At 61.3% G+C, this 11,228-nt stretch carries 15 protein-coding genes; 14 read left to right on the top strand and 1 reads right to left on the bottom strand.

Annotation, left to right across the window (positions count from 1 at the left end; all coding sequences use genetic code 11):
* Positions 1–5 precede the first annotated feature (5 nt).
* The 14 genes from urtD to ureG all read left to right on the top strand — a co-directional run bounded on the left by urtD (position 6) and on the right by ureG (position 10,358).
* The gene (urtD, locus tag V8P77_RS00875) at positions 6–761 is read left to right on the top strand and encodes an urea ABC transporter ATP-binding protein UrtD (protein WP_168331022.1); all 756 of its coding nucleotides are present in this window, start codon (positions 6–8) and stop codon (positions 759–761) included.
* Positions 762–985: 224 nt separating this feature from the next.
* The gene (gene urtE / locus V8P77_RS00880; protein ID WP_335910241.1) at positions 986–1,681 is read left to right on the top strand and encodes an urea ABC transporter ATP-binding subunit UrtE; all 696 of its coding nucleotides are present in this window, start codon (positions 986–988) and stop codon (positions 1,679–1,681) included.
* A 150-nt stretch (positions 1,682–1,831) separates the two neighbouring features.
* Positions 1,832–2,653 (top strand): urease accessory protein UreD, encoded by an 822-nt coding sequence (locus tag V8P77_RS00885; RefSeq protein WP_335910242.1) that lies wholly within the window; start codon positions 1,832–1,834, stop codon positions 2,651–2,653.
* Between the two features lie 33 nt (positions 2,654–2,686).
* On the top strand, positions 2,687–2,989 hold the full coding sequence (locus tag V8P77_RS00890; RefSeq protein ID WP_003561955.1) for an urease subunit gamma: 303 nt from the start codon (positions 2,687–2,689) through the stop codon (positions 2,987–2,989).
* 10 nt (positions 2,990–2,999) lie between these two features.
* Positions 3,000–3,251 carry a DUF1272 domain-containing protein gene (locus V8P77_RS00895; protein ID WP_335910244.1) on the top strand — a complete coding sequence of 84 codons (252 nt, stop codon included), beginning with the start codon at positions 3,000–3,002 and terminating at the stop codon, positions 3,249–3,251.
* 10 nt (positions 3,252–3,261) lie between these two features.
* Positions 3,262–3,567 carry an urease subunit beta gene (locus tag V8P77_RS00900; protein ID WP_003561953.1) on the top strand — a complete coding sequence of 102 codons (306 nt, stop codon included), beginning with the start codon at positions 3,262–3,264 and terminating at the stop codon, positions 3,565–3,567.
* Positions 3,568–3,589: 22 nt separating this feature from the next.
* Positions 3,590–3,997 carry a lysozyme inhibitor LprI family protein gene (locus V8P77_RS00905; protein ID WP_335910245.1) on the top strand — a complete coding sequence of 136 codons (408 nt, stop codon included), beginning with the start codon at positions 3,590–3,592 and terminating at the stop codon, positions 3,995–3,997.
* 16 nt (positions 3,998–4,013) lie between these two features.
* Positions 4,014–4,637, top strand: a complete 624-nt coding sequence (locus V8P77_RS00910) for a Urease operon accessory protein (protein WP_335910700.1) — start codon at positions 4,014–4,016, stop codon at positions 4,635–4,637.
* Between the two features lie 3 nt (positions 4,638–4,640).
* Positions 4,641–6,353, top strand: coding sequence for an urease subunit alpha (ureC, locus tag V8P77_RS00915; protein ID WP_335910246.1), 1,713 nt, complete (start codon positions 4,641–4,643; stop codon positions 6,351–6,353).
* 31 nt (positions 6,354–6,384) lie between these two features.
* On the top strand, positions 6,385–7,056 hold the full coding sequence (locus V8P77_RS00920) for a TIGR02117 family protein (protein WP_335910247.1): 672 nt from the start codon (positions 6,385–6,387) through the stop codon (positions 7,054–7,056).
* Positions 7,057–7,387: 331 nt separating this feature from the next.
* The gene (locus V8P77_RS00925; protein WP_335910248.1) at positions 7,388–8,251 is read left to right on the top strand and encodes a GGDEF domain-containing protein; all 864 of its coding nucleotides are present in this window, start codon (positions 7,388–7,390) and stop codon (positions 8,249–8,251) included.
* Between the two features lie 86 nt (positions 8,252–8,337).
* Positions 8,338–8,979 carry an urease accessory protein UreE gene (gene ureE / locus V8P77_RS00930; RefSeq protein WP_335910249.1) on the top strand — a complete coding sequence of 214 codons (642 nt, stop codon included), beginning with the start codon at positions 8,338–8,340 and terminating at the stop codon, positions 8,977–8,979.
* A gap of 6 nt (positions 8,980–8,985) precedes the next feature.
* Positions 8,986–9,657, top strand: a complete 672-nt coding sequence (locus V8P77_RS00935) for an urease accessory protein UreF (protein ID WP_335910250.1) — start codon at positions 8,986–8,988, stop codon at positions 9,655–9,657.
* Between the two features lie 89 nt (positions 9,658–9,746).
* A complete protein-coding gene (ureG, locus tag V8P77_RS00940) occupies positions 9,747–10,358 on the top strand; it encodes an urease accessory protein UreG (protein ID WP_003542294.1) in 612 nt (203 codons plus the stop codon).
* 71 nt (positions 10,359–10,429) lie between these two features.
* Here ureG and V8P77_RS00945 read toward each other — a convergent pair whose 3' ends face one another.
* Positions 10,430–11,113: a Crp/Fnr family transcriptional regulator gene (locus tag V8P77_RS00945; protein ID WP_335910252.1), complete on the bottom strand. Its 684-nt coding sequence runs from the start codon at positions 11,111–11,113 to the stop codon at positions 10,430–10,432.
* Between the last annotated feature and the right edge of the window lie 115 nt (positions 11,114–11,228).

The following is an 11,228-nucleotide window of genomic DNA, read 5'->3' on the forward strand; positions in this document are numbered from 1 at the left end:
GCGCCATGATCCCCGACGTCAAACCCACCAGCGTGCTTTATCTCAACGGCGTTTCGGTTTCCTTCGATGGCTTCAAGGCGCTGAATTCACTGTCGATCGTCATCGAGCCCGGCGAGTTGCGCGCCATCATCGGCCCGAACGGCGCCGGGAAGACGACGATGATGGATATCATCACCGGCAAGACCAGGCCCGACGAGGGTGAGGTGTTCTTCAACGGCACGATCGATCTTACCAAGAAGGACGAGGCCGATATCGCCCAGCTTGGCATCGGCCGCAAATTCCAGAAGCCGACGGTCTTCGAGAGCCATACGGTCTGGGACAATCTGGAGCTGGCGCTGAACCGCCGTCGCGGCGTGTTCTCGACGCTGTTCTACCGGCTTTCGGGCGAGGACAAGGCACGTATCGAGGAAATCCTCGACACGGTGCGGCTGACGCACCGCCGCGACGAATTCGCCGCCAATCTTTCACATGGACAGAAGCAGTGGCTGGAGATCGGCATGCTGCTGGCACAGGAGCCGAAGCTGTTGCTGGTCGACGAGCCGGTGGCCGGCATGACGGATGCGGAGACGGCGGAAACTGCGATCCTGCTGAAGGATATCGCCAAAACCCGGTCGGTCGTCGTCGTCGAACATGACATGGGCTTCATCCGCGACCTCGGCGTCAAGGTGACCTGCCTTGCTGAGGGATCGGTGCTGGCCGAAGGGTCGATCGATTTTGTGAGTTCGGATCCGAAGGTCATCGAGAACTATTTGGGGCGGTGAGGGATGATGGATACATCGGATGTTGATGGGTGTGTCACCCCTCCCCAACCCCTCCCCACAAGGGGGAGGGGCTTAACCCCGGCGCTCGCTCATCGCTACGATTGCCAGCTTTCCTATGATCTCCTGAGAAGTGGGACGGCAGCTCCGAGTTTGCCCCTCCCCCTTGTGGGGAGGGGTTGGGGAGGGGTCTTTTTTGGACCCGCAAAGATTCAGGAGACGGCATCATGCTGACAGTCGAAAACGCAAACCTCCACTACGGCGCCGCTCAGGCGCTGCGCGGCATCTCGATCAAAGCGGAGATGGGCAAGATCACCTGCGTGCTGGGGCGTAACGGCGTGGGGAAGAGTTCTCTTCTGCGCGCCGTTACCGGCCAGCATCCGCTGTCGGCCGGTACCGTCACCTTCAATGATACCAAGCTCAACGGCCTACCGCCTTTTGCCCGCGCCAAGCAGGGCATCGGCTATGTGCCGCAGGGGCGCGAAATCTTCCCGCTGCTGACAGTCAAGGAAAATCTGGAAACCGGCTTTGCTCCGCTTGGCCGCCGCGACCGCAACATCCCCGATGACATCTTCAGTCTCTTCCCGGTGCTGAAGTCGATGTTGTCACGTCGCGGCGGCGATCTTTCCGGCGGGCAGCAGCAGCAGCTGGCGATCGGGCGCGCCATGGTGACGCGGCCGAGGATTCTCGTGCTCGACGAGCCGACCGAGGGCATTCAGCCATCGATCATCAAGGATATCGGCCGGGCGATCCGCTTTCTGCGCGACTCCACAGGCATGGCGATCCTGCTCGTCGAACAGTATCTCGATTTCTGCCGCGAGCTTGCCGACTATGTCTACATCATGGATCGCGGCGAAATCGTGCATGAAGGTCTTGCCGAGACGCTGGATACGCCGGAGGCCCGCCGCCACCTGACTGTCTGACCGGCAGATGCCGCATTTTGCAGCAGAGCGCGCGGCGCCTGGAAAACCGTCCGCCGCCGCCAGAGGTCTGCTCGGGACGGCATAGGAATTGCTTGCTTTCCGTTATCCGCGCGCTTGAATGAAAACAGGGGCGCGACCGAAAGGGACGATATGACGATTGCGGCGGCAGGCACGAGACCGCAAAGGGCGGAAGGGCGTGGGCATCTGGCGGCAAAGCTGTTCGATGGCCGCACGCGCATCCGTGAACTCTATCAGGAGGGGGCAGCGAAGATCCGCCTGCCCGATACCTTCGATGCCTCCATGGAAGCCGTCATCATCAATACCGCTGGCGGTTTGACAGGCGGCGATCGGATGGATTGGAGCGTTGATGCCGGCGCCGGCACGCGCATCGACGTCACCACTCAAGCTTGCGAGAAGATCTACAAGGCATCGGCCGGCATCGCCGAGGTGGCAACCAGCATCACGGTCGGAGCCCAAGCCCGCGTCGACTGGCTGCCGCAGGAAACCATCCTCTTCGACCGGGCCGCACTTTTCCGCCGGCTGGATGTCGATCTTGACGAGAGCGCCGAATTTCTGGCTGTCGAAGCCGTGCTGCTCGGCCGCAAGGCGATGGGTGAGACGGTGATATCAGGGCTCTTCCGCGACCGCTGGCGCATCCGCCGCTCGGGTCAACTTATCCATGCCGAGGAACTCAGATTTTCCGAAGGCGTGGCGGCGCTCGCGGCGCGGCAGGCCGTGCTCGGCGGACAGGTGGCCTTTGCGACGCTGCTTTATGCCGGGCCGTTTTCAGAAGCCTATCTCGGGAAGGTCCGGCCGCTCGTCGAAGGATCGATGGGCGGCGCGAGCGCTTGGAATGGCAAGCTCGTCGTTCGCCTTGCCGCAGCCGACGGCTTCTCGCTCAGAAAAATCCTGATCCCCGTCATTTCCGCCTTGCGCAATGGTGCGCCTGTGCCGAAAGTCTGGAATCTATGAACTTAAGCATTCGGTCAAGCAGATGGACAAGCGATGAACCTCACTCCGAGAGAAAAAGACAAGCTGTTGATTTCCATGGCGGCGATGGTGGCGCGGCGGCGGTTGGAGCGCGGCGTCAAGTTGAACTATCCCGAAGCGATCGCGCTGATCAGCGACTTCGTCGTCGAAGGCGCCCGCGATGGCCGCCCGGTTGCCGAGCTGATGGAAGCCGGCGCCCATGTGATCGGCCGCGACCAGGTGATGGAGGGCATTGCCGAGATGATCCATGACGTGCAGGTGGAGGCAACGTTCCCTGATGGAACCAAGCTCGTCACCGTGCACGAGCCGATCCGGTGAGGAGATAGGGATGCTCGAGCTCAGGCCCAATTGCGAATGCTGCGACAAGGATCTGCCGCCTACTAGCGCTGAGGCACGGATCTGCACCTACGAATGCACCTTCTGCGCCGATTGCGTGGACGGCGTGCTGAAGGGTGTCTGCCCGAACTGCGGCGGCAATCTCGTTGCCAGGCCTATTCGGCCGGCGGCGATGCTTGCCAAGAATCCGGCGTCGACGAAGCGTGTGCTGAAAGCCGAGGGCTGCGCGCCCAAGGCGGCTTAAGGAGGACGAGATGATTCCAGGCGAGATCATTGCCGCAAGCGGCGACATCGAACTGAATGCCGGCGCGCCGACGGTGACACTGGAGGTTTCCAATACGGGTGATAGGCCGGTGCAGGTCGGCAGCCACTATCATTTCGCCGAGACCAATGCGGGACTTTCCTTCGATCGCGCGGTAGCGCATGGCAAGCGGCTCGATATTCCGGCGGGAACGGCGGTGCGCTTCGAGCCGGGGCAGACTCGCTCGGTGACGCTGATCCCGCTTTCCGGCAAGCGCGAGGTCTACGGTTTCCGTCAGCTGGTGATGGGCAAGCTTTAAGAACAATAGGCTGGAGGAATGCATGCGCTTGAATATCTGCCTCGTCGGGGCGGCGATGCTGCTGACGGCAGGTGCTGCCTCTGCTGAGGATATCGATTGCAACAGTCCCAAGACGCAATCGGACATGACTGCCTGCGAGGCGATGCGCCATGAGGCCGCCGACAAGACTTTGAATGTGCAATACAAGAAGACCCGCGCCGTGCTGGCAGCGATCGACAAGGACCTGGATGGCGACTTGAAGGGCGCGGAGCAGGCGCTGGTCAAGGCGCAGCGCGCCTGGATCGATTATCGCGACGCTGAATGCGACACCTTCGGCTTTCAGGCCCGCGGCGGCACGATGGAGCCGATGCTGGTCGCCGGATGTCTCGCCAATATTACGGACAAACGTACACAAGAGCTGAAAGAGCTCGAAGATGCGATGAGCAACTAGGGTGATCAGGAAGATCATGATCGTCGGTAATGGCGAAGTCGAAGAAGGGGTGGCGGGCATCATCGATGCCGCCGATTTCGTCATCCGCTTCAATGATTGCCGCTCCTATGGCGCCGGCGGCAGCCGCACGGATGCCGTTGCGGTCTGCAATACCGGCCGGCCGGCAAAGGCGATGCTCGGTTCGCGTGAGTGGCGGGCCCATCCCGGCGTCGTGTCGGCTGGCGAAATCTGGAGTGTGCGCGACCCTGAAAAATTCGCCGCGATGCGGGCGCCGCTTGCCGTCTCGCATCCGGAACTCGACGATTTCTGCGACGACTATACCGATGAGTTCAGTGTTTTCTGCACAGACACCGGCAAGAAGCACGTCGTCATCGGCAACTCGGTTCACGAGGCCGTCGATGCCTCGCTTTCGGCCTTTGCTCCTTCGCCCTATGTCGTGCCGAGCAGTGGTATGATCGTCATTGCCGAAGTGCTGAACACATCTGCCGAGGCCGAGGTGACGCTCGCCGGCTTCGGCCACGCCGGCTGGGAATGGCACCCGTTTTCGGCCGAACGACAGCTGGTCGATAGCTATATTGCCGCTGGCCGCCTCAAGCGGCTCGGCGGGAAAACACTTGTCTCTTCCTCCCAAGGAGCCTGATAGATGCCCTACAAGATCTCGCGCGCCGCCTATGCCGGCATGTTCGGACCGACCACTGGAGACAAGGTGCGCCTTGCCGATACGGAGCTCTTCATCGAGATCGAGAAGGATTTCACCACCTATGGCGAGGAGGTAAAGTTCGGCGGCGGCAAGGTGATCCGTGACGGCATGGGCCAGAGCCAGGTGACGCGGGCCGATGGCGCGGTCGATACGGTCATCACCAATTCGGTAATCGTCGATCATTCGGGCATCTACAAGGCCGATATCGGGCTCAAGGACGGGCGTATCGTTGCGATCGGCAAGGCCGGTAATCCCGACATGCAGCCGGGTGTCAACATCATCGTCGGCCCCGGCACGGAGGCGATCGCCGCCGAAGGCAAGATCGTCACTGCTGGCGGTATGGACAGCCATATCCATTTCATCGCGCCGCAACAGATCGAGGAAGCGCTGATGAGCGGCATGACCTGCATGCTCGGCGGCGGCACCGGTCCGGCACACGGCACGCTTGCCACCACCTGCACGCCCGGCCCCTGGCATCTCGCGCGCATGATCGAAGCGGCCGACGCCTTTCCGATGAACCTCGCCTTTGCCGGCAAGGGCAACGCCTCGCTGCCGGGAGCGCTGACCGAAATGGTGCTGGCGGGCGCTACTTCGCTGAAGCTGCACGAGGATTGGGGCACGACGCCAGGCGCCATTGACTGCTGCCTGTCGGTTGCCGACGAATACGACGTGCAGGTGATGATCCACACCGACACGCTGAACGAAAGTGGCTTCGTCGAGGATACGATCGGCGCGATCAAGGGCCGCACCATCCATGCCTTTCACACGGAAGGAGCCGGCGGCGGGCATGCGCCTGACATCATCAAGATCTGCGGCCAGCCGAACGTCATCCCCTCGTCGACCAATCCGACGCGTCCCTATACGGTCAATACCATCGCCGAGCATCTCGACATGCTGATGGTCTGCCACCATTTGTCGCCGTCGATCCCTGAGGATATCGCTTTTGCCGAAAGCCGGATCCGCAAGGAAACAATCGCCGCCGAAGACATCCTGCACGACATCGGCGCCTTCTCGATCATCTCGTCCGACAGCCAAGCCATGGGCCGAGTCGGCGAGGTGGCGATCCGCACCTGGCAGACGGCCGACAAGATGAAGCGTCAGCGCGGCCGGCTGAAGGAGGAGAAGGGCGACAACGACAATTTCCGCGTCCGCCGCTATATCGCCAAATATACGATCAACCCGGCGATCGCCCATGGTCTCAGCCGTGAGATCGGCTCGGTCGAAGTCGGCAAGCGCGCCGACCTCGTGCTGTGGAATCCTGCCTTCTTCGGCGTGAAGCCCGATATGGTGCTGCTCGGGGGCTCGATCGCGGCCGCGCCGATGGGCGATCCGAACGCCTCGATCCCGACGCCGCAACCGGTGCACTACCGGCCGATGTTTGCCTCCTATGGCAAGAGCCTCACCAATTCCTCCGTCACCTTCGTCAGCCAGGCCTCGCTCGATGCCGGCCTGAAGGGCCGGCTCGGTGTCGCCAAGGACCTGGTCGCGGTGAAGAATACGCGCGGCGGCATCTCCAAGGCATCGATGATCCACAACGATCTGACACCCGAAATCGAGGTCGATCCCGAGACCTACGAGGTTAGGGCGAACGGTGAGCTGCTGACTTGCGAGCCGGCGACGGTGCTGCCGATGGCGCAGCGCTATTTCCTGTTCTAGGCCCACCTCCGATGCGTGATGGACGGCTGCGATGAGGACAGGCATCCGCTGGTTGTTACGCATCGTATTCCTGCTCGTGCTTGCGGCGGCCTGCGGAACCTTCATCCCCCGGCCGCTGATTGCGCCGGTCGAGGCGTCGTCTGCCGCAGTGACGCATCGGATTCTGCTGCTGTCAGGCCCGATCCATACTGATATTGCCATTCCGCTCGACGCGGAAACGCGGGCTGCCTTTTCCTTCCTCGACAATACCGATTTTCCGCTCAGCCATCCGAACGCGGAGTGGCTCATTATCGGCTGGGGCGGTCGTGCGTTCTATCTGGAAACTCCTACATGGGCGGAGCTGAAGCCGCTGCCGGTGTTGCGCGCGCTGACGATCGACCGTTCAGTGCTGCATGTGGACCTTGCGGGCCCTATCAATGAGCCGCAGCCCACCGTTACGGCATTCAATGTCAGTGACGATCAATTGGTACGGCTGCGCGACTTTATCTCCGAGAGCTTCGTCCGCGACGCGGGCGCGGTGGTGCCGATTACGGGTGCGGGCTACGGCGAGATCGACCGGTTCTTCGAGGCCAGGGGATACTTCAACGCCCTCTTCGGCTGCAACACCTGGACTGCCGCTGCCTTGCGCTCGGCGGGGCTTCGAACCGGCATCTGGAACCCGCTTCCACAAGCATTGCGATTGTCTGTTTCTGTCTACAATTGAAGCAGCTGTCGGGCGAGTCCGCTCTTAAAGTGAATTGTGAATAGCGCTCTCCATTTGGTTGTAAAAATCGATGGAAAAACCGGTATTTTCTTTAGCTAAGCCATTCTGAAACATCGACATCTCGAAGCTCGATAAATTCCTTTTATTTCAAGTACTTAATCGTATATCCGCGCTGTTCGATTCAGGGATTGGAAAGCTGCATCCCTTGCTAGAAAAGTTCTGTCTACCGAAACGTCCTATACCGTTCGAATTTTAACGAGTCAATTAAGACACCCGCAGCAATTGGGCTCTTATCAATGCCTGGAAACGCCGAGCAGGAAGGTTGATTCTCATGAGAAACTGGATTTCGCTGCAGGCCGATTTCGGCGATCTTCAATACCGCAGGAACGTCTATGTCTTCGCCCTGAAGATGGCTTTTCTTGCCGTTATTCTGTCAGGAGTCATTATCGCATTGACGATGCCGTCGCTCGATCTCCTCGGGCTCCTGCCGGTGACGCTCGCGCATGCGATCGGATTCAGCGCGATCTTTTCCTGGCTGATCGGCGGCACCGTTTCCGGCATGCTGTCGCTGTTTGCCGGTTTTGCCATGCGCGACCTCGCGCTCTCGCGAGCTGAGTTCGAAAAGCTCAGCCGCACGGATACGCTTTCCGGACTGCTCAACCGGCGCGCCTTTACCGAGGCGCTTGAGAATACCGATGGCAACGCGTCGCTGGTGATTTTTGACGTCGACCGTTTCAAGACGATCAATGACCGCTTCGGCCATGGCTGCGGCGATGCTGTCATCATCGCCGTGTCGGCCATGCTCACATCCGCCTTCGATGAGATGTCTGTCGTCGCGCGGCTGGGTGGGGAGGAGTTCGGCGTCATCGTTTCCGGCGAGCCGCTGGAGGCACGGATGGAGCGCATCGAAAGCGTCCGAGCCCGGATCGCCGGCGGCGCCATCAGGGCCGAGGGACACGATATCCGCATCACCGTGTCCGGCGGCGTTGCCGATCTGGTCGCCGGGCGCAACAAGCAGGCGGTCTATGCCTCCGCCGACCGGGCGCTCTATCTCGCCAAGGCGCTTGGGCGCAATCGCGTCGTGCACGAACGGGAGGGTCTGCATCATGCCTGGCACGGACTTATCGATAACGGCCGCGACGGCGAGAACAGAGGGCCGGAGAGCGACAATGTGATGCAGGCTTACGGAATATAAGAGTGGGGCCTGGACGAAAGGCCATTGGTGCTTGCATCGGGAAGAGCTATTTTGCATGGTCGTCCTCTCAGCAAAACGGACATGTCATGCAGCGCGTCACCTCCTATCTTCCCGCCGGAACCCCTTCTTCCCACCCGATCGCCCAGGTCAAGCTGCCGCATGATCTGCGCCATTTACGCCGCAAGCTGCTGCATCTGGAAAATGGCGAGATGGTCATGCTCGATCTCAAGGATCCGGTGCTTTTCGCCAATGGCGACCTCCTCGTGCGCGACGATGGCGAACTGATCGAGATCCTCGCCGCCGACGAGAAGCTTTTCGAGATTCGCGGACGCGACCGCACGCATCTGGTCGAGCTTGCCTGGCATCTCGGCAACCGGCATCTTGCCGCCCAGATCGAGGAAGACCGCATCGTCATCCTGCGCGATCACGTGATCCGCACAATGCTGCAGGGTCTCGGCGCCGTCGTCCTCGAGATCGACGAGCCGTTCCAGCCGGCACGCGGCGCCTATCATTCCCAAGGCGGGCATTCGCATGGGCATGATCACGATTACAACCACGGGCATGATCATAATCATGGCCACGACCATGATCACGAACATGGCTACGAGCATGAGCATGAGCACCGCCACGATCGCGGTCATGATCATGACCACGGACAGGATCATAGTCATGACCACGGACGGGATCATAGTCATGACCACGGACATCGCGACCACAAGCATGACTAAGCTTTGATGACGCAAGACCGCGAGCTGCAGGCACTGCTGCGCCTGACGGCATGGCTCTCACCGGCCTTTCCGATCGGCAGCTTTGCCTATTCGGGCGGGCTGGAACGGGCGGTTGCCGACGAGCTCGTCACGGATGCTGCCTCGCTTGCGGCCTGGACCGACACGCTGATCGGCAATGGTTCTGTCTGGAACGATGCCGTGCTTCTGGTCGAAAGCCACAGGGTCCACGTGGAAGCCATGCGCCTTGCCGAGATCGCCGCGCTCGCCGAGGCGCTTGCCGGATCACGCGAGCGCCACCAGGAAACGATGCTGCTCGGCGAGGCTTTCCTCGCAGCGGCGCGGGCCTGGCCGGACGGGGTGTTCGAGCGGCTGCCCGACAAGGTCGCTTATCCCATTGCGATCGGTGCGGTAACGGGCGCCCATGGCATAAAGCCCGAGAAGGCGCTCGCCGCCTTCCTGCACGCCTATGCCTCACAAGCCGTTTCATCAGGCATCCGCCTCGGCGTCGCCGGACAGAGGAATGGCGTGGCCGTGCTTGCCGGGCTCGAAGATCGTATCGCCGAGGTCGCCCGGCTGGCGGCGGCCTCGACGCTCGACGATCTGGGTTCGGCGACGGTGCAGGCCGATATTGCCAGCCTGCGCCACGAGACGCAGGCGACGCGGCTGTTCCGCTCGTGATTGTCCGAAATTATCGCGAAGGCTGCGTCATTTGACGGTGGCGCAGGCGGGCGGCTTCGCTATCATCGGGTTCGATTGGAGTAAGACACATGAAATCAAGAAACGGACCTTTGCGTGTCGGCATTGGCGGGCCGGTCGGCTCGGGCAAGACGGCGCTGACCGAAAAGCTCTGCAAGGCGATGCGCGACGATTATTCCGTCGCCGTCGTGACCAACGACATCTACACGACCGAGGATGCCGAGGCGCTGGTGCGGATGCAGGCATTGACTTCGGACCGCATCGTCGGCGTCGAGACAGGTGGCTGCCCGCATACTGCCATTCGCGAGGATGCGACGATCAATTTGCAGGCGATCGCCGGCCTCAACCAGCGGATCCCCGATCTCGACGTCGTCTTCATCGAATCCGGCGGCGACAATCTGGCAGCGACCTTTTCGCCCGATCTTGCCGATATCACCATCTATGTCATCTCCGTTTGCCAGGGCGAGGAAATCCCGCGCAAGGGAGGCCCCGGCATCACCCGATCGGACCTGCTCGTCATCAACAAGAAGGATCTGGCGCCCTATGTCGGCGCCGATCTCGAGGTGATGGACCGGGATGCAACGCGCATGCGTGCGAGCCGCCCTTTCGTTTTCTCCGACATGAAGCGCGGCGACGGCGTCAGCTCGATCGTCAGCTTCCTCAGGGAGCAGGGCGGGCTCTAAAGCGCGTCACGAAACCGCTGCACAGTTTTGCGCGATATGCTTTAAAGCTTTTTGGCATCGTCCTCTGACGGTCAGATCTGCCGCAGCACGGTGATGTCACTGATGGTGATCGCCCGGCCGCGGACAGTTACACCTTTCGTCTTCAGCGCCGAGAAGGCGCGCGAAAGCGCCTCCGGTGCGAGGCCGAGTTTGCGGGCAAGTAGATTTTTCGGAAAGGGCAGCCGCAGCGAAGCGGTCGCACCGTTCTCGACGCAATGGGTCAGCAGATAGTTTGCCACGCGCTGCGGCGCGGTCTGCATGCGGTCGCTTGCCAGGCATTCCATCGTCGAGATCAGATGCAGCGACAGGCTGCGCATGATCGCCTTGCCGATCCGCGGCCGCTCGTCCAGCAACAGCCGAACCTTGGGAATGCGGAAGCGCGCCAGCACGGCACGATCCATCGCCTGCGCACCGTAGCGATAGGTTTCGTCGGTATGGATCAGGCATTCGGCGAAACTGTCGCCGGGCTCGCAGATGCGGATATCGGCCTGCCTGCCGTCGCCATTGTGGCGATGGAGTCTGACATAACCGCTGAGCACGCAATAGAAATAAGCCGCCTTGTCGCCCTCCTCGAAGAGAACGGCGTGCGGATCGCAGAGGAGAATGGTGGCGCAGGCGCGCAGGGCTTCAGCCTCGTCGTGGTCGAGCCCGGCCATGAAGTCAGCCTTGGCGAGCACAGCGGCCTCATGGCTGTCGAATGTCGGCGTCCTGTTCATCTCCCGGTCTCCTGATATGGCCGGTCCTTCGAATTCCATGTGCATACGGGGTAAAATAGGGGAGGGAGACGATGGCGGAATTGATTTCGGTCAATCGCCGGAAGTGAACAGCAAA

It is taken from the genome of Rhizobium aouanii (genome assembly GCF_037002925.1).
Classification (GTDB): domain Bacteria; phylum Pseudomonadota; class Alphaproteobacteria; order Rhizobiales; family Rhizobiaceae; genus Rhizobium; species Rhizobium aouanii.

Coding starts and splice junctions, on each gene's coding strand:
- urtE (WP_335910241.1), top strand. CDS start 986: ATGCTGACAGTCGAAAACGCAAACCTCCACTACGGCGCCGCTCAGGCG.
- ureE (WP_335910249.1), top strand. CDS start 8,338: ATGCAGCGCGTCACCTCCTATCTTCCCGCCGGAACCCCTTCTTCCCAC.
- V8P77_RS00890 (WP_003561955.1), top strand. CDS start 2,687: ATGAACCTCACTCCGAGAGAAAAAGACAAGCTGTTGATTTCCATGGCG.
- V8P77_RS00900 (WP_003561953.1), top strand. CDS start 3,262: ATGATTCCAGGCGAGATCATTGCCGCAAGCGGCGACATCGAACTGAAT.
- V8P77_RS00895 (WP_335910244.1), top strand. CDS start 3,000: ATGCTCGAGCTCAGGCCCAATTGCGAATGCTGCGACAAGGATCTGCCG.
- V8P77_RS00925 (WP_335910248.1), top strand. CDS start 7,388: ATGAGAAACTGGATTTCGCTGCAGGCCGATTTCGGCGATCTTCAATAC.
- V8P77_RS00885 (WP_335910242.1), top strand. CDS start 1,832: ATGACGATTGCGGCGGCAGGCACGAGACCGCAAAGGGCGGAAGGGCGT.
- urtD (WP_168331022.1), top strand. CDS start 6: ATGATCCCCGACGTCAAACCCACCAGCGTGCTTTATCTCAACGGCGTT.
- ureC (WP_335910246.1), top strand. CDS start 4,641: ATGCCCTACAAGATCTCGCGCGCCGCCTATGCCGGCATGTTCGGACCG.
- V8P77_RS00910 (WP_335910700.1), top strand. CDS start 4,014: ATGATCGTCGGTAATGGCGAAGTCGAAGAAGGGGTGGCGGGCATCATC.
- V8P77_RS00905 (WP_335910245.1), top strand. CDS start 3,590: ATGCGCTTGAATATCTGCCTCGTCGGGGCGGCGATGCTGCTGACGGCA.
- V8P77_RS00920 (WP_335910247.1), top strand. CDS start 6,385: ATGAGGACAGGCATCCGCTGGTTGTTACGCATCGTATTCCTGCTCGTG.
- ureG (WP_003542294.1), top strand. CDS start 9,747: ATGAAATCAAGAAACGGACCTTTGCGTGTCGGCATTGGCGGGCCGGTC.
- V8P77_RS00935 (WP_335910250.1), top strand. CDS start 8,986: ATGACGCAAGACCGCGAGCTGCAGGCACTGCTGCGCCTGACGGCATGG.
- V8P77_RS00945 (WP_335910252.1), bottom strand. CDS start 11,113: ATGAACAGGACGCCGACATTCGACAGCCATGAGGCCGCTGTGCTCGCC.